The organism is Roseobacter sp. AzwK-3b (genome assembly GCF_000170875.1).
GTDB lineage: Bacteria > Pseudomonadota > Alphaproteobacteria > Rhodobacterales > Rhodobacteraceae > Roseovarius > Roseovarius litoreus.
Window position 1 is genome coordinate 306,716 of the sequence record NZ_ABCR01000002.1, and the last position, 22,804, is coordinate 329,519.

At 53.5% G+C, this 22,804-nt stretch carries 21 protein-coding genes and 1 pseudogene; 4 read left to right on the plus strand and 18 right to left on the minus strand.

Annotated elements, in window-relative coordinates; all coding sequences use genetic code 11:
* Positions 1–86: 86 nt before the first annotated feature.
* From RAZWK3B_RS20135 to RAZWK3B_RS05670, 4 genes and pseudogenes are all read right to left on the minus strand, one after another.
* A complete protein-coding gene (locus tag RAZWK3B_RS20135; RefSeq protein WP_007813101.1) occupies positions 87–3,209 on the minus strand; it encodes a peptidoglycan-binding protein in 3,123 nt (1,040 codons plus the stop codon).
* A gap of 327 nt (positions 3,210–3,536) precedes the next feature.
* Positions 3,537–3,794 (minus strand): tyrosine-type recombinase/integrase, encoded by a 258-nt coding sequence (locus tag RAZWK3B_RS20500; RefSeq protein WP_286131798.1) that lies wholly within the window; start codon positions 3,792–3,794, stop codon positions 3,537–3,539.
* Between the two features lie 36 nt (positions 3,795–3,830).
* A complete protein-coding gene (locus RAZWK3B_RS05665; RefSeq protein WP_007813102.1) occupies positions 3,831–4,418 on the minus strand; it encodes a 2-hydroxychromene-2-carboxylate isomerase in 588 nt (195 codons plus the stop codon).
* A 219-nt stretch (positions 4,419–4,637) separates the two neighbouring features.
* Positions 4,638–4,907: pseudogene (locus RAZWK3B_RS05670) on the minus strand (tyrosine-type recombinase/integrase); the annotation flags it as partial.
* A gap of 171 nt (positions 4,908–5,078) precedes the next feature.
* Here RAZWK3B_RS05670 and RAZWK3B_RS05675 point away from each other — a divergent pair.
* Positions 5,079–5,684, plus strand: a complete 606-nt coding sequence (locus RAZWK3B_RS05675; protein WP_007813105.1) for a tetratricopeptide repeat protein — start codon at positions 5,079–5,081, stop codon at positions 5,682–5,684.
* A gap of 218 nt (positions 5,685–5,902) precedes the next feature.
* Positions 5,903–7,138 carry an MFS transporter gene (locus RAZWK3B_RS05680; RefSeq protein ID WP_157132166.1) on the plus strand — a complete coding sequence of 412 codons (1,236 nt, stop codon included), beginning with the start codon at positions 5,903–5,905 and terminating at the stop codon, positions 7,136–7,138.
* A gap of 292 nt (positions 7,139–7,430) precedes the next feature.
* On the opposite strand, the gene RAZWK3B_RS05685 is transcribed toward RAZWK3B_RS05680, so the two are convergent.
* From RAZWK3B_RS05685 to RAZWK3B_RS05725, 9 genes are all read right to left on the minus strand, one after another.
* Positions 7,431–9,644, minus strand: coding sequence for a PAS domain-containing protein (locus tag RAZWK3B_RS05685; RefSeq protein WP_083799016.1), 2,214 nt, complete (start codon positions 9,642–9,644; stop codon positions 7,431–7,433).
* A 249-nt stretch (positions 9,645–9,893) separates the two neighbouring features.
* The gene (locus tag RAZWK3B_RS05690) at positions 9,894–11,054 is read right to left on the minus strand and encodes an IS5-like element ISRosp6 family transposase (RefSeq protein WP_037295186.1); all 1,161 of its coding nucleotides are present in this window, start codon (positions 11,052–11,054) and stop codon (positions 9,894–9,896) included.
* Between the two features lie 245 nt (positions 11,055–11,299).
* Positions 11,300–11,866, minus strand: a complete 567-nt coding sequence (locus tag RAZWK3B_RS05695; protein WP_037295187.1) for a tyrosine-type recombinase/integrase — start codon at positions 11,864–11,866, stop codon at positions 11,300–11,302.
* Positions 11,867–12,062: 196 nt separating this feature from the next.
* Positions 12,063–12,302 (minus strand): CDGSH iron-sulfur domain-containing protein, encoded by a 240-nt coding sequence (locus RAZWK3B_RS05700; protein WP_007813115.1) that lies wholly within the window; start codon positions 12,300–12,302, stop codon positions 12,063–12,065.
* A gap of 412 nt (positions 12,303–12,714) precedes the next feature.
* Positions 12,715–13,440: a hypothetical protein gene (locus RAZWK3B_RS05705; RefSeq protein WP_037295110.1), complete on the minus strand. Its 726-nt coding sequence runs from the start codon at positions 13,438–13,440 to the stop codon at positions 12,715–12,717.
* Between the two features lie 5 nt (positions 13,441–13,445).
* Positions 13,446–14,423, minus strand: a complete 978-nt coding sequence (locus RAZWK3B_RS05710; protein WP_198133252.1) for an HIT family protein — start codon at positions 14,421–14,423, stop codon at positions 13,446–13,448.
* A gap of 69 nt (positions 14,424–14,492) precedes the next feature.
* Entirely contained in the window at positions 14,493–14,825 is a 333-nt protein-coding gene (locus RAZWK3B_RS05715; RefSeq protein ID WP_083799018.1) for a DUF3768 domain-containing protein, read from the minus strand.
* Entirely contained in the window at positions 14,818–15,276 is a 459-nt protein-coding gene (locus RAZWK3B_RS21100) for a hypothetical protein (protein ID WP_037295112.1), read from the minus strand. The genes RAZWK3B_RS05715 and RAZWK3B_RS21100 overlap by 8 nt, the downstream gene beginning before the upstream one ends.
* A gap of 493 nt (positions 15,277–15,769) precedes the next feature.
* On the minus strand, positions 15,770–16,366 hold the full coding sequence (locus RAZWK3B_RS05725) for a hypothetical protein (RefSeq protein WP_007813125.1): 597 nt from the start codon (positions 16,364–16,366) through the stop codon (positions 15,770–15,772).
* Positions 16,367–16,970: 604 nt separating this feature from the next.
* On the opposite strand from RAZWK3B_RS05725, the gene RAZWK3B_RS05730 reads away from it, so the two are divergent.
* Positions 16,971–17,867 (plus strand): maleate cis-trans isomerase family protein, encoded by an 897-nt coding sequence (locus RAZWK3B_RS05730; protein ID WP_007813127.1) that lies wholly within the window; start codon positions 16,971–16,973, stop codon positions 17,865–17,867.
* Between the two features lie 588 nt (positions 17,868–18,455).
* Here the strand turns inward: RAZWK3B_RS05730 and RAZWK3B_RS05735 are convergent.
* The 5 genes from RAZWK3B_RS05735 to RAZWK3B_RS05755 all read right to left on the minus strand — a co-directional run bounded on the left by RAZWK3B_RS05735 (position 18,456) and on the right by RAZWK3B_RS05755 (position 20,391).
* Positions 18,456–18,686: a hypothetical protein gene (locus tag RAZWK3B_RS05735; protein ID WP_007813129.1), complete on the minus strand. Its 231-nt coding sequence runs from the start codon at positions 18,684–18,686 to the stop codon at positions 18,456–18,458.
* Positions 18,687–18,742: 56 nt separating this feature from the next.
* Positions 18,743–19,063, minus strand: coding sequence for a hypothetical protein (locus RAZWK3B_RS05740; protein ID WP_007813130.1), 321 nt, complete (start codon positions 19,061–19,063; stop codon positions 18,743–18,745).
* A 72-nt stretch (positions 19,064–19,135) separates the two neighbouring features.
* Positions 19,136–19,426: a hypothetical protein gene (locus tag RAZWK3B_RS05745; protein WP_007813132.1), complete on the minus strand. Its 291-nt coding sequence runs from the start codon at positions 19,424–19,426 to the stop codon at positions 19,136–19,138.
* Entirely contained in the window at positions 19,426–20,133 is a 708-nt protein-coding gene (locus RAZWK3B_RS05750) for an AAA family ATPase (RefSeq protein WP_007813134.1), read from the minus strand. The genes RAZWK3B_RS05745 and RAZWK3B_RS05750 overlap by 1 nt, the downstream gene beginning before the upstream one ends.
* 69 nt (positions 20,134–20,202) lie before the next feature.
* Entirely contained in the window at positions 20,203–20,391 is a 189-nt protein-coding gene (locus RAZWK3B_RS05755; RefSeq protein ID WP_007813136.1) for a hypothetical protein, read from the minus strand.
* A gap of 6 nt (positions 20,392–20,397) precedes the next feature.
* Here RAZWK3B_RS05755 and RAZWK3B_RS05760 point away from each other — a divergent pair, with 6 nt between their 5' ends.
* Positions 20,398–22,716 carry a restriction endonuclease gene (locus RAZWK3B_RS05760; RefSeq protein WP_007813138.1) on the plus strand — a complete coding sequence of 773 codons (2,319 nt, stop codon included), beginning with the start codon at positions 20,398–20,400 and terminating at the stop codon, positions 22,714–22,716.
* Positions 22,717–22,804: the final 88 nt, after the last annotated feature.

Sequence of the window (22,804 nt, forward strand, 5' to 3'; positions counted from 1 at the left end):
CCTTACCAAGATCAAGGTATCAACGGTGGCTGACTGCGACTAGCCGGGGCGAGGGTGCGCCCGGCCAGTCACGAAACCCACCACGATCAGAACTTGGTGGTTATGTCGTCCTTTTCGGCAGTCAGCGCCTCCCGCATCACCTCGCGTGGTGCCGATACATCGACAAGCAGGGTATGAATGGACAGGTCATCGTTCGTGCTGAAGAACCTAACGGCGAGGGCCGGAACGCAATCCGCCTCTTCAAGGATCATCCGCCTGCCGGCCTCGCCTTGCGGGAACGGCAACGACAGGACATTCGAGAACAACTCCCAGCCAACGTCGGCGCGTGAGCCTTGGCGCCATGTTTCACTGAGGCCACTGGGCAGGTAGCGGCCAAGGCTGGTTGGAAACAGCGGAAGGCAGTTTCTATGGCCCGTGTCGTTGACCTGAAGGTGGTTGCCCCAGTTGCTGTCTTCCAAACCGTATTTTTCCGAAATCAGCTTGCGGAACTCCCCCGCCATCGGGCGTTTTCCCGGCAAGTCGATGGTTCGCGTGATCGCGATCACACCCTCCTCGGGCCGATCGACCAGATGATACACCGCGATCGATTCACCCGTGGACGCATTGCCATAGGCAATGGAGTTGGCAAAAACGTTCTTTGCCATTTGCCGTTCGACAATGCCGTCGATCTTGCCGAAATGCGCGCGGATCATCTTGTCGGCCTCGTCCAATGACATGCCGAGTTTCAGCCCGACGATGTCGGGGTCGATCAGCGTCGGGGCGTCGTCACTTTCCGCTTCTGGCTCGGCCTGATCAACTTGCTCTTGTTCGGCTTGATCCTGCTTTTGGTCTTCCCCGGTATCCCCGGCGGGGAAATCCTCGTGTGTGAGACTGGCAAAGTTCAATCCCTTGAGGTCATAAAGCTCGGCCCCCAACAGCTTGGTTTCAAGGAAAAAGCCCCGTTCGTTGCGCTGAACGCCGGTGAATTCCATGGAGATGTCGAAAACGAAGTGTTCGGGCAGATCACGCTTGCGCCCCAGGCAATCGTAATATGTCTCATTGGCGTTATTGACGTCATAAGCCGATGCACCCGACCCGTCTTGCATCAGATCATTGAGGGCGTCGCGCTCCGAATGGCATTTGTCTTGCAGGAAAAGGCTTTCCGCCTTGGCTGCCTCCATTTCCAGCGCGGGAATACGCGGCAAGCGGTCCGACACCAGAATGACATTCCTGATCAGTGGCCGCAGGCCTTGGACCAATGATCTGGGCAGCTCCTTGACGTTGAAATCCTGCTGCAACCCGGGGTCACCGAATGCGGCGGACTTGCCCAAGTGCTCGGCCATGTTCTGCATCCGGCTCATGTGATCAATTTCGCGCAAATAGCCTCCATTGGTCCGGGATGCGGTCAGTCTGCCATCTTTGTATCCGACCCACTCTGGCTCGACCTCTATGGGGGTAACGGCCCTCGGGGTGAGATCGGAAAGCAGTCGCTGCACCTCGGCCTTGTAGTCATCCACCAGTTCGGGCGCGACGAAGGATGGCTTCCGGCCCCTCACCTGATCGGGCGAGAAAACGCTGGGGCCATTGCGGTTCTGGTCGTATTGAACCTGCCGCTCTGTCAGTTGCAGCCATTCATCCTCGGTCAGAACGTCAGGCGCGAGACGCAGCACGAAAAATTCACCCGGGACACGGTTCCATGTGTCAGAAACCGGCGGCGCATAAGGGGATTGATCACTGCTCTCTGCGTCCAAACGCAGCGTTTCCGGAAAGGTATAAAGCGTCTCCTCCAATGAATTGATTGGATGCAGCCGAGGCGGCCCTTTGACTTCGATACTCAAGCGTTTCATCGAGGTATCGGCCTCTATCGACAAGGTTGCAGGAGTGGCCACCAGCAACTTCCGGCGGGAGCCTAACCGATCCGAGAAGGCCCGCGCCTCGGAGACCTCCATGGAAATGGGGCCAATCCCCGGGCCAGAACGGTACTCGGCCAGTACTGAGCGCCCGTTCAGGTCCAAACGTTTCTCTCTACAAGAGGTCGTTCTTTGCGGGAACTCTTCTTCGTCGAAGTCGTACTCCCCGAAACTGGCCGCGCAGATCAGCATCACGTCAATCGAGCCGGCAAGCTGGTCTTGCGCGATCCGCGCCTCGACAAGGGCGCGGCCCTCGGACATGAAAAGCCGCCGGTCGAATTCGTTCTCCCAAAGATAGGTCGAGATCGACGCGAGTGTGGGGCCACCGGCCTTGCGCTTCGCCGCCAGATTGTTGAGCAGGATTTGTGGCGGGTTGCCCTCGTGAACAAGGCCGATCAAGGCGTCGATGTCCTCATCAGGAAGCGTATCCAGAAGCCGCATCATGAAATCGGTATCGTTAATCAAATCCGCATTCGCGGCATACTCAAGCCGCGTCACCATATCGTCCCGCGAGTTTTCGTATCGCGAACTAGCGCTGCGTGGTACGAAATCGTTGCTGATGAAGAACAGGGGCAGGTTGCCTTGTGCCCCGGATGCGCCTGGCATCGTGTCGCTGTTTGCAACTCTGTTTGTCGATCCATCTGTTGTGACGCGCTGCAAGTAGGCGGCGCGGTCGCGCATGGTTGACTCAAGACAGGCCCGGTTGCCGCCGCAAGCGTTGCGTTCCCTCAGCCAAGCGCGCTGACCTTGGAGAAGGTCGTCGGCGGCGGATGCATCCAAGCGATCCCGGGCGGTTGAGAACGAGCGGGCAATCTCGCGATCATAGGTGGCCAGACTGGCCGAACTGCAAATGGCCTTCTCGGTCGAGGTGCCGGCCCGGGCGCAATCAAAACTCGGGTTTGGCGTATTGCTTGCGGTGGGTGTCGTGCCGCCAGCTTGCCGTTCGGCTTGCATTCGCCGCAGGATCGACCGCGTGGGTTGGCCCGTGACCGGTGCGCCGATATCCGCCTCGAACCTGCGGATCGCCTGCGCCGTCCGGCTGCCCATCAGGCCATCAATCGGCCCGGGGGCATAGCCCAGATCGGTCAGTGTCGTTTGAATTTGACGGATGGTGCGCCGGTCCGATTGTACCTGTTGGCGTTGTTCTGTGCGGGGCTCTGCACGGTCTCTTTGCGGTTGGCGTTCTTGCTGTTGTTTGGAAAGCTCATTGATGACGTTTATGCCCGTAACAACGTCATTCAGGTCGAAAGAATACCCCGGTGTCGCAGCCAGAGTGAAAAAAAGAATTAGCCGGGTTAGTTTGATGGCACTACGTTTCATTGTGCTCTCCGTGAACCAAGCAAATAAACAAATTCAACTGAGGGTGCTGGTTCGAAGGTGATTCGGTCAATGGTATTGAATATATAAAAAGCAAAGGACCTGTGGATTCTCAGGATTGCCGCCGCGCCTTTCCCTTCCGGCTATCGGTTTTCGGCGGCCCTTCGATCAGCCTTCTGGCAGATGAAAATAGCGGGACGTCGGTAACAACGAGCCGCCCCTTTTTTATCCATTTGTGGTCGGGCTGGAGTTCTGACTAAATGTCCGCTTCCGATTAGAAACATAGTACGCCTCTTGCCCGGAGCGAATGACCGCTCTCCGCCCTACCTGTCACAGCAGCTCCACAGCCGCGCGGAGCTGTTCAGCGTTCACGTCAATATAGCGTTGCGTGGTTGAGATATGGCTGTGCCCAGCAAGTTCCGCCAGCAAGCGCACACCCACCCCCTTGTTCGCTAGTCTGGTTATATATGTGCGCCGACCTGAATGGCTGGAAGCGTCTTTGAGCCCAACAGCCCGATAAATGTCTTCGCGGAGTGAACGTGGTGGTGCGGACGATTTTAACGTTCGATACGGAAACGAAATCGTCATCAAGATGACTGCCCTATCAGGCTGGCTGTCGAATGATTAAAGCTGTAACGCAGTTGCTAGCGATTGCTCTAAGCGATCATTGCCCCAGTAAAGCTCTTCCCCGACCACGAAAGTCGGCGCGCCAAAAATTCGCAATGCTTTTGCATGCTCTGTGTATGCTTGCAGATCGGTGTCCGCAGCCTCGGCGGCGGAGAGCATGGCGTCAATGTTAAGCCCCAAGCTGCCTAGGCTCGCAGCCAGATTCTCGATGCCGCCTACGGGCAAACCATCCTCGAACCAAACCCGATAGGACGCCTTGACCCAAGCCAGACCGTGCCCTTCTTGGATTGTCACCAAAGCGATGCGGTTCGCAATATCCGTCTCAGGACATGGGTAAGGTGCAGGCAATTTGGGTGACAGGCCTAGGCCCTTCGCCGTACGCTGTATATCGTGCCACATATAGTCCATCTTGGGTGTTCCCGCGTGAAAGGGCCAAAAGCCCGCCTCGCGAAAAATCTGCCCCAGATGAAACGGCCGCAATACCAGATCTATGCCGGCGTCTGCCGCCGCTGCCTCTATCCGGTTCACGGTGAGATAATTATAGGTAGACCCGCAAGTGAACCAATACTCCAGTGATTTTGGCATTGTTCCTCCGTCGAATTCACACCTTTTCGATAAGATGAATCGGTCCTTGCCACCACGTAACTTGTTAAAATCAAGGTGTCGTCTTTGCCCTCCGTTTGCAACGCTTTTCGCCATTGTTATCCCGTGCGAGCCTTTGCTTAGGCGTTGGCGGTGCATCGGCTTTTTTCAATTGGCGCCGAAGGGGCGCGGGTGTGGCGAATGTTTGATTTCCGCTCACCGTTACAGCAGCTCCACCGCCGCACTCAGCTGTTCAGAATTCACGTCGATATAGCGTTGCGTGGTTGAGATGTGGCTGTGTCCCGCCAATTCGGCCAGCAAACGTACACCCACGCCCTTGTTCGCCAATCTGGTGATGTAGGTCCTGCGTCCCGAATGGCTTGACGCATCTTTCAGGCCAACAGCCCGGTAAATATCCAAGAACAGCTGGCACATGGTATTGGCTGAAAAGTGCCCGCCCTTTTGGCTCTCAAACAGGGGAGGCATGGATTGCGCGGCGACTACACAACTCAGTGTCACCAGACTGGATACTGCATGATTACGTTAGAAGGAGAGCCAATCTGTTCTCCTAAGGTCTTGATTCTGTATCTTTAGGTTCCCCTGATTGACAAAGCCTAGTTGCTTGAAAATTGTCGAAAACTTCAACGCTAGGAGTTGTGTGCAATGACGTCTGCTGTACGAATCTGGGTAGTTGCCCTCCTGATGAGCCTCTCCTTATTGGGGTGCGCCAGTATCCAGGAGGTGCAGAACGACCGGGCCATCGCAGCTTACAAGGCCGAGGATTTTGGATCGGCTCTCGCGATATGGTCAAGGCTGGCGGAGCAGGGCAACGCCCGCGCACAGAACAACCTTGGCGTCATGTACAGCCTCGGCATGGGCGTGAAGCAGGACAAAGAACTTGCTATGACATGGTTCCGAAAGTCAGCGGTGCAGGGATATGCTCTGGCGCAAGCCAACATCGCAGATAGCTACTACAATGGCGATGGAGCGCCACAGGATTACCAAGAAGCTGCCCGCTGGTACACGTTGGCCGCGCTGGCCGGTGACAACGAAGCCCAATTCTACATGGGCGAAATGTCAGCCAAGGGCTTGGGAATGCCGAGTGATCCTGTACGCGCCTTTGTCTGGTATTCGTTCTCTGCAGATAACGGCTATGAGAATGCCGTTCCGGCACTTGCGACGCTTTCGGCGAAGTTGAACGAAGACCAACTGAACCAAGCGAACTTGCTGTTGGCAGAGTGCAAGGCCACCGGACTCGATGCCTGCTGATGCCAAGGTAGACTGGGTTGCCGGTGCTATGCGCTCTTCAAAAGCTTGAAAGAACAGGTCTGGGAGATCTCGGCGAGATCTGAACAAAGTCACAGATCATTGCGAGCATCGTAAAACGCGTAAGAAGGGTAACATTATGATGTTTTGCACGATTAAAGTGTAAATCGTAGGTCAAAGTTCTTGGATCTTATTTTTGCAAGCAACCAATGGAAGCAAAGATGAACACGAGAAAGAAAACTTGGGGCGGCGCAATCGGAAACGTTCTTGAGTGGTATGACTTTGCCATCTTCGGGTTTCTTGCGCCGATTATGAGCCCACTTTTTTTCCCTGACAGCGATCCGATGGTCAGTCTTATCAAGACCTATGGTGTGTTTGCCGGTGGCTACCTGATGCGCCCCATTGGAGGGATTTTCTTCGGCTATATTGGTGACCGATTTGGCCGCGCGCGAGCGCTACAGTTGTCGATCCTTATGATGGCTGTCCCGACCCTGCTGATTGGCTTTCTTCCCACCTACGAACAGATCGGCTGGCTAGCCGCGCTTCTGCTGATCGTGATGCGCCTCGTTCAGGGTGTGTCGGTGGGTGGAGAGCTAGTCGCGTCCATGGCCTATCTCGTCGAAAACTCCCCCCCGGAGAAGAGGGGTGTTGCAGGAAGCTGGTCGCTGTTTGGTTCAGTGTCGGGCGTCTTGCTGGGTTCCCTGACCATGACTTTGCTAGACTGGCTGCTATCCGCCGAGGCCCTGACCGCGTGGGGTTGGCGTGTGCCGTTCATTGGGGGGCTTGTGATTTTTGCTCTGGGCGTCTGGCTTCGTCGCGACATTTCCGAGGGTCAGGCTGAATGCGGCGTGCCGGTGGACAAACCGAGCAATCCTCTGCGTGAAGTTTTGTCCAAAATGCCTGGAAGGGTGCTGCACATTTCTAGCGCGCTGATGCTTTTTTCCAGCAGCTTTTATGTCCTGTTCGTCTGGTTCCCGACCTACCTCACGAAGATTCTCCCGGTTCCCATCTCACATGCTGACGAGATAAACTTGGCGGGCATGACCCTTTTGCTGGCCAGCATCTTTTGCTTTGGTTCTCTTTCCGACCGGGTAGGTTACAAGCAGGTGGTCTTGATTGGAACGGCATTCATAACCCTCGCGGTGTATCCGCTTTTCGTTTTTGTAGACCATGGTAGTGTTGGTGCGGCTCTGACTGCTGTTCTAATTTTTGCGATCGGGTGTGGTGCCATTCTTGGACCGATGCCGGCGCTTTTGGTCTCAAGCTTTCCGCCTAATGTGCGATCAAGTGCAATTGGCCTGAGCTACAACATTACCCTTGCAATCTTTGGAGGTACCGCCCCGCTGGTTGCCACGTGGTTCATTGATAGGACAGAAGACTTGGCATCTCCTGCAATTTATCTTGCCCTGCTGGGGGCTATCAGCTTCTATGCCACCATAAAACTCAGATCAATTTAGAAGCATGGGCGCGATGCCTGCTGAAGAAAATAAGAGGTGGCGTGCCGAGCGACCAGTTTGGCGTGCCAAGCCATGTTGTGCACTGGAGCAAATCTGGTTAACGCCTAATTACCGAGGCGAACTGGTCAGAGAGGGCCACAATGAACTTCAAACAGCTCGGCGATCCAGTCGAGCGGATTACGACAATGCGCAATGTCCCAATTTGCGCTGGATTTTATCTGCATCAAGCCGAAGAACCGACGGGGGAGCGGATATCTGTCGCGCCGCCAATTCATGTGAATTCAGTTATTGTCTAGTCGATGTAAGCTTTCAATGACGGGCTTATGTCAAGCTGCGCGTCTTCTACAATCGGCTCAAGCGGCCATGCCACAAAGAATTCCGACCCTTTATCAATTACAGTTGAGAGCGAAATACAGCCACCAACGGCTTTGACAAGCTCTGCAACTACGGCCAAACCCAAGCCTGTTCCTCGGTGCCCTTTTGTCGTGAAGCCTTGGATCCAGAGATGCTGTCTAACGGCCTCGGACATACCGGTGCCGGTATCTCTCACTGTGAACAGAGCAAATTGGCAGTCAGGCGACTGACCGATCTCGATCACCGCATCATCTGGCATTTTGTCTGCAACACAAACGCTCAACTCGATTTCTTTGGTGTCTCCTTCCAAAGCATCACGAGCATTTAGCCCAAGGTTCAGCAATATCTGCATGATCTGCATCGGATCTACCTCGGCACAGATTGAGGCCTGGGGAAGTCGTGTATTCACAACAAGATCTGGTGGGGCACCAAGTTTAAGAAGCTCTGCTGCGTTTTTGAGAAGCACACAAAGGTCAGTATCCTCGATCTGGGTCTGTCGTTGTCCAAAGTCGCGAACCGGAGTCAACAGACCAATCGCCTCACGTGCCGCACGATGGATGTCTGCAAACGTGTCTTGCAACTGTATGCTTTTCGTCCGCAGATATAGGGGGTCAGACATGTGCAAGATGATTGTCGTAAGGTTAAACAAGTCATGCGTCAGGCCGGCTGATAGCAGATTGGCTATCTCTTGCCGTTGGGCTCTCTGCACACGGTCGCGCAACTCCAAGCGGCTACGTTCCAAGGCATTGCGCTGAGAGACGTCAGCGTTGATGCAGACGATCTTACCATCTGGCATTTTGGCAAGGCTGAGTTCCTGCTCAAAACGGGTGCCGTCTGCTCTGAGTGCCAGAGCCTCACCTTGCCAACTGCCACTAGCTCGCAATGCGGGGAAGGCTTCAGCAGCCAACGAAGCTGCCGCATCTGCACTGTAAAGAATGTACCACGGCTTGCCGATCAGGTCAGTGGGCGAGTCGTAACCAAGCATTCGGGCATGTGCCAAATTTGTATCAAGGATGGTTCCCGCCTCATCTGTGACTGTAATGCCGTCTTGCGTCGAATTTATAGCCGAGTTCCGGAGGTGCAAATCATCTTCCAAGGCTTTGCGCCTTGTAATGTCGAGGTGAACACCCGCGATCTGACGTGGGCTGCCATCCGCATTCCATTCGGACACGCCACCACGGCCTAGTACCCAAACCCAGCGGCCGGAAAGGTGCCGAAGACGATATTCAACTTCCCAGTTTTTGGCCTTTCCGGCGAGACAGGCCTGAAATTCTGTCTCCACCGAAGGTAGGTCATCAGGATGGACTAATTCACGCCAACCCTCGTAGTTTATCGGCATCAACGCGTCGCGATCGTACCCAAGCATATCGGCCCAATAGGTATTAATTGTCCCCACGCTGCTTTCGAGGTCGAGGCTCCATGTCCCTACCTGTGAGCCAGTGATGACATTTTGGACATAAGTTTGTGCATGCTTCAGCTGCGTGATGTCGGTCAGAATATGGACTCTGCCGCCGTCTTCTGTGCCGCGCTCAGTTATACGAAACCACCGACCATCCTTCAGACGAAGTTCCAGTTCAAAACTAGCTTTCTGGCGGCTGGACAAACGCTCGGCCAACCAACCCTCTTGTGCTTCAGGCGGAATGTTTAGAACACCATTGGCAAGGTCACGACGCAAAATCGCTTCAAATGTCATGCCCAGTTCAACGGGCCCCTCGGGACCCATGTGCAATTGAGAATACGGCCGATTGCAAAGCGTCAAACGGTCCTCGCAATCAAAGTAGGCGACAGGGTCTGATATGGCCTCAACCGCGTGATTTAAACGCTGACGCACACTGTTTAATTCAATGAATGGCTCAAGTTCTCCAGGCTCGTAGCTCACGACCAATTGGTGAATTTTACCATCGAAGCCTTTTCGAGGCGTGATACGCCGTAGATAATTTCGTCCACCCGAGGGGCTGATACACACAGGTCTATTTTCATGACCATTCAAAACGGCATCACACTCAAGAGGCAACCCGGGGTCGGCCCGCAGCAATTGCGTTGCAGCCTCCAAAGGCATGTCCAAACAATCAATATCAGGCGCAAACGGTGCGATACCATTCGGTGAAACAAATTCTATGTCCAGTTGGGAAGACAGCAGCAAGATAAGCATGATAAATCAAGGTTTGATCACGCAGCCTTATCCTGTCAATTAAAAGTTTAACCTTGCCTCGTTTGTCTGAAATCGCCAAGTTTTATAATGAAACCACCGTACTTGCGGTGGCATTGTGGCAGAGACCTCTAACAGTCTGCTGAAATAGTCGCGGAGCTGGAACGCTTTCCCTTCATCAGGTCTGGGTTCGACTGATGGTTCCCGTCAGTTGTTGCCCTCGCGGCTTGCTCCTGGGTTTCATCTTATCCATCATGCCCCCAGCAAACGTGGTAGCCGGGCAAGATTGTTGGCGGCCATGGTCAAGATGAAGCGGGATCGGACGCGTTCAACGCCGCGATACATGGTCTGTGTCATACCGCCGACAGTTTTGGCCCAGCCGAACGGCTCTTCGATCTTCTTTCGGTGCTTCTGGGACACCGCATATCCCTCGTGTCGGGTCGTGCGCCCGTCGATCGCTGAATATCGCGATTTCTGTGCGACGTGGGGCGTGACGCAGGCTTTGCGCAGGTCGGACACGAACCCGGCCGCGTCATACCCCTTGTCGGCACCTAGCGTCAGCCGCCGGGTCGATCCGGGGCAATGGCGGTGTATCATATCCAACGCTGCCTTGCGCTCGGCATGACCGTCGGCCAAGGTTAGATCACCCTGCACGACCAGCCCGTTACGGTTCTCCATCAGAGTATGCCCCATGAAGCACAGCATGGCACCCGTACCAGGGGATTTCTTGTAAAGGCGCGCATCGGGATCAGTGGTTGAGGCATGGGTGGCGTTGGATCGCTTCTCACCCTTGAAGTCGACCTCGGCATTGCGGTGGGGTTTGGTGTTGCGGGGCATTGGGTCGGTCTCAGAAGGCGTGGGCTCAAGTGTGGCATTTGGGGAGGGCGGATCGCCCGGCCCTTCATCATAAGGCGGGGCCGCATCGGCCTTCGGCTGGAAACTCTTCATTGAGGCCCAGGCTTTCACCAGCGTGCCATCGACCGAGAAGTGTTCGTCCGACAGAAGTGGCGCGATCTCGCGATGGGCAAGGATCGCCGCCATCACCTTGCGCGACATCTCCGTCGTCAGCAGCCGGTCGCGATTCTTCGTGAATACGGTTGGCACCCACACGGGGTCATCAATGCCCAGCCCCACAAACCAGCGAAACATCAGGTTGTAATCCATCTGCTCCATCAGTTGCCGCTCGGACCGGACCGAAAACAGGATTTGCAGCAGGCTCGCCCGGATCAACCGTTCCGGCGGTATCGAGGGTCGGCCAAAATCTGTGTAAAGCGCCTCAAACTCCGCATCGAGGCTGGCGAGTGCGTCATTGACCACCTGCCTGATCTTGCGCAGCGGATGCTGCGGCGGGATGCGCTCCTCAAGATCAACATAGCTGAACAGTGACCCGCTCGTCTCGTCCGTCCCGCGCATCTTCACCCCCGCCATTATCGTGCAAAGGGTGAATCATGTTCTCAAATCGTTGTCGAGGCAGGACTATTTCAGCAGCCTGCTAACGGCACAAGGTGTCGAAAAAAGATACCAAGCATTTTTCTGGCGAGGTGACGCAATTTTTTTAATAACAGTATTGTGCTGATTATGAGCTAGGATGTTCAGGGGTGATTGATGATCGATATCAAGCGGCTCAAAGCTAGCCATGATCAGGACGCCGCTGAGCCTTACAAAAGCTCGACCGCCTCGCTCAGCTGTTCTGAATTCACGTCAATGTACCGCTGCGTGGTTGAGATGTGGCTGTGTCCGGCCAATTCGGCCAGCAACCTGACACCCACCCCCTTGTTCGCCAATCTGGTGATATATGTGCGCCGACCTGAATGGCTGGAAGCGTCTTTGAGCCCAACAGCCCGGTAAATGTCCAAGAACAGCTGGCACATTGTGTTGGCCGAGAAATGCCCGCCCTTCTGACTTTCAAACAGGGGACGATTGGGGTCACTGAGGTTCAAGCCTGCAGCATATTCCGCCAATGCACGACGCAAGCGCTGGTTGAGATACACTGTGCGCGTCTTACCGCCCTTGCTCTGCACGGCTGACAGGATGAATTGTTCGCGCACAGCACCTGCTTCGTCGAACACGTCCCCACGTTTCAGCGCAGCGATTTCCTTGGCCCGCAGTCCTGCGTAGAAGCTGAACAGGACGATGGTTTCGTCACGAGTTGGATGACGACGACTGCGGCAGTACTGTATAACGCGACGCAGCTGAGCTTCGTTCAATGTCTGTGCTTGGCGCATGGTGCGATCCCCTAAAAACCTCATGTTTTCATATGCTTGACTATAAAGTCTGAGGTTTTGGATGGTCGACCGGAAATGGCACTGATTGGTCATGCAATGAATTCAATGACTTAAGCGAAAACCTCATACAATGCATGTTCTATGAGGTTTTGGCAGCTGCCGCGCAGCAAGCAGAAAACCACGCGGCAGTTGCTGCTTACAGCTTGCTGTGTGCGCCGTCGCAAAGGGGTTGCTTGCTGCTGTGCTTGCATCCGCAGAAGAAGACCCGCTTGCTGGCCTCGGCTGTGTATTTGACGGGTGCGATGCCGGTGTCTTTGTGGCTGCCGTCGCAGAATGGCTGTTTTCTGCTCTTGCCGCAGGCGCACCAGAAATAGCTTTTGCCTTCTTCAACTTCGACAGGGTAGGGCGCTTTCTGCGCGACAATAGGTGCTGTCATGGGTTCTGTCCTCGTTTGCTTGACCGATTTTTCACGAGGTAGAGTGCGCTCCGCTGTCTGCAACGCTCTCCTCCCAAATCGCGGAGACAGCGGAGCTGCACGACAACTGAGTTGCCGTGAATGCGCGGCAACGTGGCACATCATAAGAATGCCGCCAAGCGGAAATTCGTTGGACTACTCGTTTGAAACAAGACGCTTACAGGCTCGCGCGATCCGGTATGCTGCAAATGCATTGCCGCTCTGCAGCATGGGTGCTTGCGGGTGTGAAATGTCATACCTATATCATCGCCACGGCAGCTTCTATCCTCCTCCCTGGAGTTGCCGACACTTTCAAGGCGGCGCACATCTCCTCCCTTTGTGCGTCGCCTTTATTTTTGCCCAGTGAGTGTCGGCGGTTCAGTGACGACGAGGATTAGTGTTTCTGCATCGGCACAAGAAGCGGGTCAGTGTCCAACTCCAGCACCGAGCGCCACAGCTGTGTTTTGACATAATGATGCTGGGTGAGGCCATCGTCGTCCTTGCTTGCCACCGAGTCCAATAGACCAGCCCATTCCAAGGGTTTGAGCACGCAAGATGAAAACACTGCCGCTTTTCGCCAGTTTCCTTGCGCAAATGAAGCTTCATATCCATAGAACGTCTTGAACAGATGCTTTTCGTCAGCGCCGTGATCCGCCTCCACGTTGATCACGTTCAACCATGTATCCCAGTTGCCAACGGGCGTTTCTGCCAAACGACTGTAACTGCTGTGATCTATGCGAAACAGGAAGAATGGGATCAGTTCAGCGAACAGTTTGCCCCTATCCGCGGCCAATGCTGCGCCCTGTTTTGTGGTTTTGAAGCGGCCTTTGTAATGTCGGCCAAGCTTGAGCTGCGTAAGCAGAAAATGCGTCATCTCCAAAGGTGGGAATTCGTATTCGTTCAGCACCTTGTTGTAGCGAAACAGTTCGTCATATTCTATGCCGGGCCAGTGAAAATGCTCAGCGGCCCAGTGCACAAATACCCGTTTGAACGCCTTGGTTTGGGTGAGTTCTATGCCATCATGTTCAACGGCATATTGCAGCGTCATCTGTGCAGCTCGGAGCAGGGGGCATAGGTCCAGCTCAGGTGCGTTATCGGGCAGTGTTCGAAAAGCAATCATGGTTATCAATAGCTCTGCTTGTCGGGAATAACGCCGCGAACCCCACCGCGTGGCCGCTCAACATCACCAGCCCGACGGGGAATGAGATGGACATGCACGTGGAAAATGGTTTGCCCTGCATCACTGCCTGCATTCACGCCCACGTTGAAGCCTTTGACAGTATCGTCTGCAGCCGTGATCTGACGTCTTTGCTCGACAAGCATCGTCTGTATGGCGTTCAGCTCGGGCTGATAGAGGTCGAAGTAATCCGCCACATGGCGTTTGGGAATGATAAGCGTGTGCATGGGCGTAACGGGAAATCCGTCTCTGATCGCTACGCATAGTTCATTTTCAGCTACGATTCGCTGTGTGGGTAATTCACAGAACACACAACCTTCTGCCTGCTCTTCATATGACGAAAGCACGGCGCGGAAGTCTGTGTCATCCCGGTCGCGTTTGCTGGTATTGCAGGTGACGCAGAGCGACTGGAAATTTGAAATATCGTCACTGCCGCCCCGGGCACGAGGAATGATGTGGTCAACGTGCAGCGCGGCCTGATCCTCGTGTGCCCCACACAGTTCACAGCGATACTTGGCTCGCTTGAGCACTTCATAGCGCACTGAGCCAGGTACATAGCCATCAGCGCTGCTGCGATGCTGCCATACACGGCCACCGCGTTTACTGAGGAAGTCAGCCAGTCTCTGATCGCAGAGCGCCAGTAATTCCCGCCGATCATGGTCTGTCAAGGCGGCTGTGTTAAGCTCGTATCCAGTGATTTGCCGCCCTGACTTTATGGGCTGCACAACGCCGTTCGCCGTCAGCACTCGCCCCACCATGTTCTTGGTACGAAGCTCGTAGTATTCGACTTGAGATTGGTCATAGCTGAGCAGAGCACGGGCAATATCAGTCAATGACGCCGATCCGCCTTGCTCCAACAACACACGCAGCATCACGGGTTGGTACACATGCGACATGCGCATGGTTTCCGCGATATAGGTTTTCAACTGGTCTGCTGAGAGGGCCATGGGAAATCTGTGCCACGAACCACATCAGTCCGCCACAGAAATCCCTGCTCAGTATTCCTCCGCCAACATGATGGTGAGCACCCGCGCTGTGACGGTTTCGTCGGCGGGATCAGGCGAGTGCATTGAGTAGTCCAAATCGTAGTAATCCCAGCGCCAGAACACCTGAACTGCGTCGTGATGGAATGAGCCAAAGTCGTGCTCGCCATATGGATCATTATCTGGGTTGAATTGGTCATAGCTGCGCACTTGAGCCAGTATTTGCTGAACTGCTGTGTCGTCCAATTCAGCAATGCCACTTGTTAGTACAACACGACAGCCAGTGAATGTCCGCCTTGCACGATCATTGAGTTCTCGTATGCGAGCTGTGTTGAATTCAGCCATCTTGCGCCGCCCGTGCCGCACCGGGTTTGATACGGGGTTTGCGTCCGGCCGTTTTGGCAATAGCTGTGTCCAATTCCCCGGCCTGTGCAGCTGCCAGGAACACGTCCAGCACCGGCCCCACGTCTTTGAGTGTTTTGACGAACACAGCATTGTTGGTGCCATCAGCTGCGATCACCCGTGCCCCATAACGGCACTGCACATACCAGCCCCCATCTTGCTCAAAGAACCAAGGACGTACGCGGCGATTGGTTTTGACAATAACTCGCTCCCCGACCTCGTTGTTCATCCATTTATGTCGTTCAACGCGGTGATCTTCGCCTTTGAGTGCAGCTGCATATACCAACTGCTGCTCTTTTAATCCCGCCACCAGCTTTTCACGTCGAGCCGAGATGGGATCACGTGTTGTGCTTCGCGTCACCGATTTGAAGTTGAGTTTTGCCAGTGCAGTCATCTGCCAAGTGCTCCCTTGCTATACACCTATAGCGCGAACATATGATCAGATATTTGTGTGGACGACCGAAAAGACAGCTGTTGTGGCAGGAAATGGAAGAGCGCATGGGAACCGAAGAAACGCTCATAAAAAAAGCGTCTAACGGTATCAACCGCTGACGCTATGTATCTGTTTATGTGATGTTTATGTCTACTCAGTGTCGTTCACGTGGTTCTGTTTCTGTGTTGCTCGCTGAGCTCTTTGTGGTTGATTGTGTATTTCTATCCTGGGTGGATTCAGCAATCAGCTGTGTATAAACAAATAATCTAAATGTGTTTTTGACTGCGTGTGTATCAACAGTCATGTTTTCGTACACTCAATGTACATTTGATATCATTTGTTTGATTGTTTTGTGTGTTGCCACTGAACAAGGATGTGCCAAGAAATTCATCTACGACATGATCCTGTTCAAACACAGCTGAGTTGGACGGGGGCATCGCCACTCGCGTCTGCGTCAGCTGTTATGTGTATATCGACTTTGCTGATCCCTCAGCGCTGCTGTTGCTGCTGTGATCCAAGCCGAACTCACTGCTTTATTTATGCGGTGAGCTTGTGCTTCAGTCTCTTGTGCTGCCATGTCTGCCGCAGATGTTGGGGCCCAACTGATGTCATCCAACAGGGTCGCGCTGCCCATGCGCCAATATTCGCGGGTAACATAGTTCACAGCGTCCTGCCTGTTGATTACCGGCATGATCCAGTTCTTGACCATTGGCCCTGTTTGCTGATGATGCTGTGCCCACACAGCGTTGAGCACGGCGCAGGTATGTTCCGTGTCAGCAATGGGCGATTTCAAAAGGAAATGAACATGGAAGTTTTCTGTGTCCGATCCCTCATGTGCGAAACACCAGCGTGGCACGCGAACATTTTGGCGGTCTGCTGCGTGGCCAAAGAACACGCGATCTATCTTATTCCAGTATGAGCGCAGCAGCTTGTTGGCGGTCTCTCTGCCGATGGTTCTGCCGTCAACAAATTTCAGCGTGCCGAACACGTCCCAGTCCTGCTCCAGCAGGTAATCCATCAGTTCGCGTCGTTCACGTTGCCAATCCGCCATCGCTGTCCTTTCCCATGTATTTATCAACGGGGCAGGGGGATGGCGCAGAAACTGATGGGTTTTGTGTTGGAACAGAAACCGGGAACACTGTGTTTCCGTAAGAACTCAAAGTTCTGTGGGGCAAACACTGTGTCCTCAACAAAATGGGGAAACATAGTCCGAGCAACACAGAACATGCGACGCTGTTGGGACAAAGAACTGGTGACATTGTGGGAACAGAAAACGCAGGAAGCTGCTGTGACACAGAACTTGTGATGGGGCTCAGCGCAGTACCGACCATTTTCGGTACTCACTACAGGTGCCAGATGCGGGCGTCTGTGCATGATTGTGCCCGCCACCTAAGCATTCGCCCTGCGTTGTTGGTGACGCTATGGGCACAAAGGCTCGGGTTGCGTTTGATTTGGGTGCGCCAGCCCAGCGTTCGCAGGTGGCGCACAACTTCATGTTGGGTAGGGGCCAAAATGCTTGCTCAGCGCGCAGTTTTGGCCGACCTTGTTGTCCAGCAGCAGTCCACTTGGTGAGTGTCGGCTAAGAGGACGTCAGCTGATTTGTAAAAGGGCAGGTCATTTACCTTCAATGCCTCAAACCAAGTGGAATGGTCTAGATGAGCCCTCTCAAGAATGATAAACACGGGGACCGGCGAACCCATATCGGCAGCCTTTCTAAAAAGCCCGTCTTCATCCCAAGCGTCAGCGTTTCGCCGATGCTCAGCCTGTCAAACGCAACCTACCCAGATGCGCGCAACTTTCGCCAACGCTTTGGGCTGCTCGTGCCTGCCACCAACACTACCATGGAGCACGAACTCTGGAGCATCATCTTCGCTAATCCCGACCGGGAAGGGCTGGCAGGTGTGGGCCTGCATACGAGCCCAGTGTTGACTCCCAAGCCGGATGTAAGTTCGGTGGAGAGCATCGAACAGTACCGATTGCAGTTCCTGGGCGGCGTAGAGGCCGCGTTGAAGTCGGCGCTTCTAGCGGCACCCCAGTACATGATCATGGGTATGAGCCTTGAGCACATTGTTACGGGAATCAACCCAATCAGGGCAACCATGGCAAAGATCGAGGAGCACTGCGATCTTTCGTGGGCTACCTGGCACGATGCTATAAAAGTGGCTCTAGACTGCTACGGGGCAAGACGAATTGGTCTTCTCACCCCATTCGAGCAGACAGGAAATGACTCTGCAATCCGCATGTTCGAGGACCTAGGTTTCGAAGTCGTTACCAGCTTTGGTTTTGCCTGTGGAAATACGCAACACATCGCGCATATTCCCGACTGGGCTAAGGAACAAGCGGTCATGGAAATGGCAACGACGGAAAACGCACTCGACGCCATTGTCCAATGCGGAACCAACATGAGCATGATTGATGTCACACAAAAATTGGAACCAATGATTGATATTCCAATACTAGGCATCAATTCCGTGTGTTTCTGGTATGCGTTGCGGGAAAGTGGTTTCTGCGGGCCATTGCGCGGCGGAGGGCGTCTGCTGCGTGAATTCTGAACGCAAATCATCGAGGGTGCCGGTTTGTCGATGATGCTGCGCCCACACTGAGTTTAGGACACAACAAGCGTGTTCGGTATCGGTAAGTGGCGATTTCAGCAGGAAATGGATGTGGAAGTTTTCTTGGTCCGAGCCTTCGTGCGCGAAGCACCAGCGTGGCACACGAACATTTCGCCGATCAGCAGCGTGACCAAAGAACACGCGATCAATTCGGTTCCAGTATGAACGCAGCAGTTTATTGGCGGTGACACTGCCAATGGTTCTGCCGTCTACGAACTTGAGCGTCCCAAACAAGTCCCAGTTCTGTTCCAGCAGGTATTCCATCAGTTCTCGTCGTTCACGTCGCCAATCCATCATCGCTGACCTTTCCCGTGTATTTAGCAACGGGGCAGGGGGATGAGGGCCAAACCGAGCAAACGTGGTGTCGGAGCAAGAACTGCAAACAGTGTGTTTTCATCAAAACTCAAAGTACTGTGGGGCAAACACTGTGTTCGCACATTTTTGGGGAAACATAGTCCGCCCCACACAGAACTTGCGACGCTGTGGGCACAAAAAAGCCGCCAGCACGAATGCTGACGGCAATGATATTTAGTCGTCGATTTCGATATCTCCCCAAACGCACCCGATTACATCTTCACGAGTAAGATCAGGTTTTTCGATACCCACCCATGCGCAGTAATTTTGCGCCATCTCGATGATGTCGTCGAAACCGTTTGCTGCATCCACATCACTTACACTGGTCTGATTGTCCCAGTCATTTCTAAGAAAGGATGTGGTCACGGATAGACCAATGATGGCTTGTTCGTTCAGTTCAGTCATTTTGATTTCCTTCTTCTTGCGTTACGTTGAGGCAAGACGTGCTTGCTTGACCAATTCTATTGGGGGTCCCTGTCACGTTCTGGGTCTGGTAATCCTGCCCGCTCACAGAGGTATTGACGCTGTTGCGCGGGGTCTATTCGGTCCCATTGTTTCCGAAACCCAGTATATTCAGCGTCTGACATCTGCGCTAATGCTGTGCTTTCCACTGCTTGCTTGAGTTCATGCGCAGCAAGCTCTTTGAACGCGGGCAAGGGGTTGAGGAATTCATACCACTCGAACAAGTCGTCAATCTGTTCCTGACGCTGCAGCGCCTTGACAACGCGGGGGGTGATCAACTGCTCAATGTTAAAAAGGCGCAGCATTGTGTCCATTTTCATGGCGTTGTTCTCCTATTCAATTGTGGGGTGAGTGTGGTGTGCCGCCGATTTTCACCGGCGACACCGAGCCGTTTAGGTTAGCTGAAACGCTCGAAAGATGATGTGCATTTGCTGCTCAGGCGTGAAGCGTTGCCAAACAGCTTTGAAGCGTTCCGCTTTGTCTTCTGACAAGCGCTGATCTGCTTTACGCATGACCACATCGGGTAGAACGTCGAGTGGGTTTTGAATGTGCTCAACATCCAGATCAAACAGGTGAGAGCAATTCGTCAGCGCTTCCCATTCAAGGTGCTGATTGAGAACACGTGCAATGTCGTCGTCCAGCAGCCCTTGAATGAAGGCCAGTTCGATTTCCAGCGTTTCCATTACTTGCTCCCCGCGCCATTGATGGTGTGTGCGCAGTGCTGTGCTGTTGCTGGCGGCGTTGTGACCTGTGCCATCATGCGCTGCAGACGGAACACATAGTCTTCCATCCAGTCATTGAGGCTGCGCCCGCTGCCCTGAAATCCCTGCAACAAGCCTGCTGCTTGGATGGGCGTGACAGGAATACCTTCGGCGGCCATCACAGAGACCACACGCGGCACCCATTGCTGAACACTGGGGTATTCCACGAATAGGGGGCGAAAGCGGTCCTTCAGAGGTCCATCAACCAAGTGCAGGTTGTTGGTGGTGGCGATCACAAAGCCCATTTCGTACTGATCGATGAAAGCACGGAGACGGTGCTGCATGGGCAAGTTGAACTGATCAATCTCGTCAATCACTGAGCAGCCTGTGTGTGCGCCCCAGCTCAGTTGCATATTCCACTGCTGCAGCATGGGATTAAAGTTATCCCACTTGTCCTGGTAAGAACTTGCGTTCCATGCATCACCCAGTCCGGTCTGCCAAATCACGCACATGCGCTCTTTGAGAACAATCTGTGCGGTCACAGACTTGCCCGTGCCTTTTGGACCATAGAGCAGAAGATGCTTGTGGCGCTGATTGTTGGCGTAGTCTTGCAGCGTCTGCTTCACGTCCGCGTCAGCGAAGATCACGTCATCGAGGGTTTCGGGTTCGTGCTTCTTGTCGAATTTCATTGTGTTGTCCTTTCAATATGAGGAGGGATCACAGGCAGCTGTGGCACTGCCTGTGATGACCCATTGTGGTTAGGCAGGGGCCATTTCGGTTTCGGGCACAGTGACCTGCACCTGAGGCTGAAAGCCCTGTGCAGCAGCAAGTTCCGCAGCCAAACGCTCAACATTCTCAGCGCGATGCTCGGCGTCCTGCTTGGCCACATTGGCTTCTGCTGCGTTCGCGGCTTCCTCGCGCAGGTCCTTGCCAGCGATCGCCAGCATCCGTTGATGATCCTTCGATACTCAGCCACGCACACGACACAGCACAACAAGGTGCATCGTCTGGATGCTTTGGACGCCTTCAACCAAAAGCTTGTTAAGAAAATTTCTGTAAGAGGTATCCAAACCCGCGGTTTGTCAGGTCAAGAGCCATATATGTATCTCGAAGGTATTGAAGTCTCTAAGAAAGCGCCGGTTGCCCGAATAGAAATGGAAGTCAAACTGGCAGGCGGCGGCATTAAACGCCAATTAAAGCGTCTTGATGCCGGCACAAACCTTTACGAGGCATCAAATGGCATCCAAGCGTACAACGGCTACACAATCTCGGAGATATACGCGAACAAAGACACTGTGGAGTTTACGAACGGCTTCGAGCTGAAGGCTGGAGAAGCCACGAAAGACATAACAGAAGAGCATAGGCGACGCATTCAAATCCGTGAAACCATTCGCGCCCATTTTGAAAAGGAGCAATCGCTATACTCGAAAGGCATCAAGGTTCTGTCACTCTTCTTCATCGACACAGTATCTAAGTACCGTGACTACGATCAAGATGACGAGAATGGTGAATATGCTCGTATTTTTGAAGAAGAATACCAACAGCTTAAAGATGAGTATCTGCAAGCATTGCCTCTTGAGCATCACGATTACAGGACGTTTCTTGAACGTGATGCAGTGGATAGGGTGCATGAAGGCTACTTTTCTATTGATAAGAAAAAGCGTCTTGTTGACCCGAGCAAAATCAAGAGGACTGGCGAAAATAAGGGCCTTTCAGACGATGAAGGCGCATACGATCTAATCCTGCGCAATAAGGAAAGGTTGCTTTCGCAACAGGAGCCTGTGCGTTTTATCTTCTCACACTCGGCGTTGCGGGAGGGTTGGGATAATCCCAACGTTTTCACTATGTGTATGCTCAATCATGCGAATAGTGATGTCCGCCGCAGGCAAGAAGTAGGCCGAGGTTTAAGGCTTTGTGTTAACCAAGCTGGCGAGCGCATGGATCACCCATCAGTCGTGCACGACATAAACGTGCTGACGGTGGTGGCCAGCGAAAGCTACAAGGATTTTGTCTCGAACTTGCAGAAGGAGATTTCTGAAGCACTGGCTTCTCGTCCGCGCAAGGCCAATGAAGCATACTTCAAAGACAAAGTACTGCGGACTGAAGAAGGCGAAGTCACCGTGACTCCTGAAATGGCCGCACAAATCGAGTTCTACCTAATCCAAAATGGGTATGTGGATCATCAGCGCCAAGTTGTGGAAGCCTATCACACGGCCAAAACAGAAGAAGCGCTCGCTCCGTTGCCGGATGAGCTGGCCCAATATGCACCACAGGTTTTTGAGCTTGTAGACAGCGTGTTTAGCGCAGATGCGCTGGCCCGTATCGTGGATGATGGCCGCAAGCCCAAAACGAACTTGCTGAATGATAATTTTGAAAAGCAGGCCTTCAAAGAGCTATGGGCGCGGATCAACCAAAAGGCCGTTTATCGCGTGGATTTTGACAGCGATGAGCTGGTCGATAAGTGTGTTAGAACGCTCAATAAAGAGCTGAACGTGACCCCTCTGCAGTACACGGTGCAGGTTGGATCGCAGGGTGACAGCTTGACTGCTGAGCAGCTGTCAGATGGCCAAAGCTTTAAGGTTAAAGACACTCGCACAGAATACGGTCAGTCTGCATTCTCCAGCGTAAAATACGACCTTCTTCACGAAGTTGCAGAGCATACACAGCTGACCCGTCATACCGTTGCTCGTATTTTGGCTGGTATGGAAAAGCCTGTGTTTGAACAGTTCAAGAAAAACCCTGAGAAGTTCATCGCTGAGGCGGCCCGCCTAATCAAAGAGCAGAAGGCAACCGTGATCATTGAGCGCTTGACCTACGATGCTGTCGATGAACGCTATGACACCGGGATTTTTACAGCGGCACAAACTGGTAATGACTTCTCGAAAGCCACGGAAAAGCTGAAGAAGCACGTGTTTGATCACGCAATCGTGGACAGCAATGTTGAACGTGATTTTGTTGCGGAGCTGGACACAAGCTCCGATGTAGTTGTGTACGCAAAATTGCCGCACGGCTTCCTAATCCCGACGCCCGTTGGCGATTATAACCCTGACTGGGCTATCTCGTTCGAAGATGGCTCAGTGCGTCACATCTACTTTGTGGCTGAAACGAAAGGCAGTATGTCTTCTATGAAGTTGCGGCCGGATGAGCTGACCAAAATCGAATGCGCTCGCAAGTTTTTCGCAGAGATCAGCCGCGCTGACCTGCCCAATAATGTGCGGTACGATGTAGTCGATAGCTATGCGAAGCTGATGGATGTGGTGGCGAGGCAATAAGAGGTTGCGTAGTGTCGTGCATTGATTGTCGAACACTCATGATTTGAGAAGCGCAACCATACGCTGTGAGAAAGGATTAAAAAGAGTT

Excerpts from the sequence above, each read along its gene's own strand:
- RAZWK3B_RS05675 (WP_007813105.1), top strand. The coding sequence starts at position 5,079 with ATGACGTCTGCTGTACGAATCTGGGTAGTTGCCCTCCTGATGAGCCTC.
- RAZWK3B_RS05715 (WP_083799018.1), bottom strand. The coding sequence starts at position 14,825 with ATGGCTGAATTCAACACAGCTCGCATACGAGAACTCAATGATCGTGCA.
- RAZWK3B_RS05665 (WP_007813102.1), bottom strand. The coding sequence starts at position 4,418 with ATGCCAAAATCACTGGAGTATTGGTTCACTTGCGGGTCTACCTATAAT.
- RAZWK3B_RS05745 (WP_007813132.1), bottom strand. The coding sequence starts at position 19,426 with ATGGAAACGCTGGAAATCGAACTGGCCTTCATTCAAGGGCTGCTGGAC.
- RAZWK3B_RS05685 (WP_083799016.1), bottom strand. The coding sequence starts at position 9,644 with ATGCTTATCTTGCTGCTGTCTTCCCAACTGGACATAGAATTTGTTTCA.
- RAZWK3B_RS20135 (WP_007813101.1), bottom strand. The coding sequence starts at position 3,209 with ATGAAACGTAGTGCCATCAAACTAACCCGGCTAATTCTTTTTTTCACT.
- RAZWK3B_RS05760 (WP_007813138.1), top strand. The coding sequence starts at position 20,398 with ATGATCCTTCGATACTCAGCCACGCACACGACACAGCACAACAAGGTG.
- RAZWK3B_RS20500 (WP_286131798.1), bottom strand. The coding sequence starts at position 3,794 with ATGACGATTTCGTTTCCGTATCGAACGTTAAAATCGTCCGCACCACCA.
- RAZWK3B_RS05725 (WP_007813125.1), bottom strand. The coding sequence starts at position 16,366 with ATGGCGGATTGGCAACGTGAACGACGCGAACTGATGGATTACCTGCTG.
- RAZWK3B_RS05700 (WP_007813115.1), bottom strand. The coding sequence starts at position 12,302 with ATGACAGCACCTATTGTCGCGCAGAAAGCGCCCTACCCTGTCGAAGTT.
- RAZWK3B_RS05755 (WP_007813136.1), bottom strand. The coding sequence starts at position 20,391 with ATGCTGGCGATCGCTGGCAAGGACCTGCGCGAGGAAGCCGCGAACGCA.
- RAZWK3B_RS05690 (WP_037295186.1), bottom strand. The coding sequence starts at position 11,054 with ATGCGCGGGACGGACGAGACGAGCGGGTCACTGTTCAGCTATGTTGAT.
- RAZWK3B_RS05695 (WP_037295187.1), bottom strand. The coding sequence starts at position 11,866 with ATGCGCCAAGCACAGACATTGAACGAAGCTCAGCTGCGTCGCGTTATA.
- RAZWK3B_RS05730 (WP_007813127.1), top strand. The coding sequence starts at position 16,971 with ATGAGCCCTCTCAAGAATGATAAACACGGGGACCGGCGAACCCATATC.
- RAZWK3B_RS05740 (WP_007813130.1), bottom strand. The coding sequence starts at position 19,063 with ATGAAAATGGACACAATGCTGCGCCTTTTTAACATTGAGCAGTTGATC.
- RAZWK3B_RS05680 (WP_157132166.1), top strand. The coding sequence starts at position 5,903 with ATGAACACGAGAAAGAAAACTTGGGGCGGCGCAATCGGAAACGTTCTT.
- RAZWK3B_RS05705 (WP_037295110.1), bottom strand. The coding sequence starts at position 13,440 with ATGATTGCTTTTCGAACACTGCCCGATAACGCACCTGAGCTGGACCTA.
- RAZWK3B_RS05750 (WP_007813134.1), bottom strand. The coding sequence starts at position 20,133 with ATGAAATTCGACAAGAAGCACGAACCCGAAACCCTCGATGACGTGATC.
- RAZWK3B_RS05735 (WP_007813129.1), bottom strand. The coding sequence starts at position 18,686 with ATGACTGAACTGAACGAACAAGCCATCATTGGTCTATCCGTGACCACA.
- RAZWK3B_RS21100 (WP_037295112.1), bottom strand. The coding sequence starts at position 15,276 with ATGACTGCACTGGCAAAACTCAACTTCAAATCGGTGACGCGAAGCACA.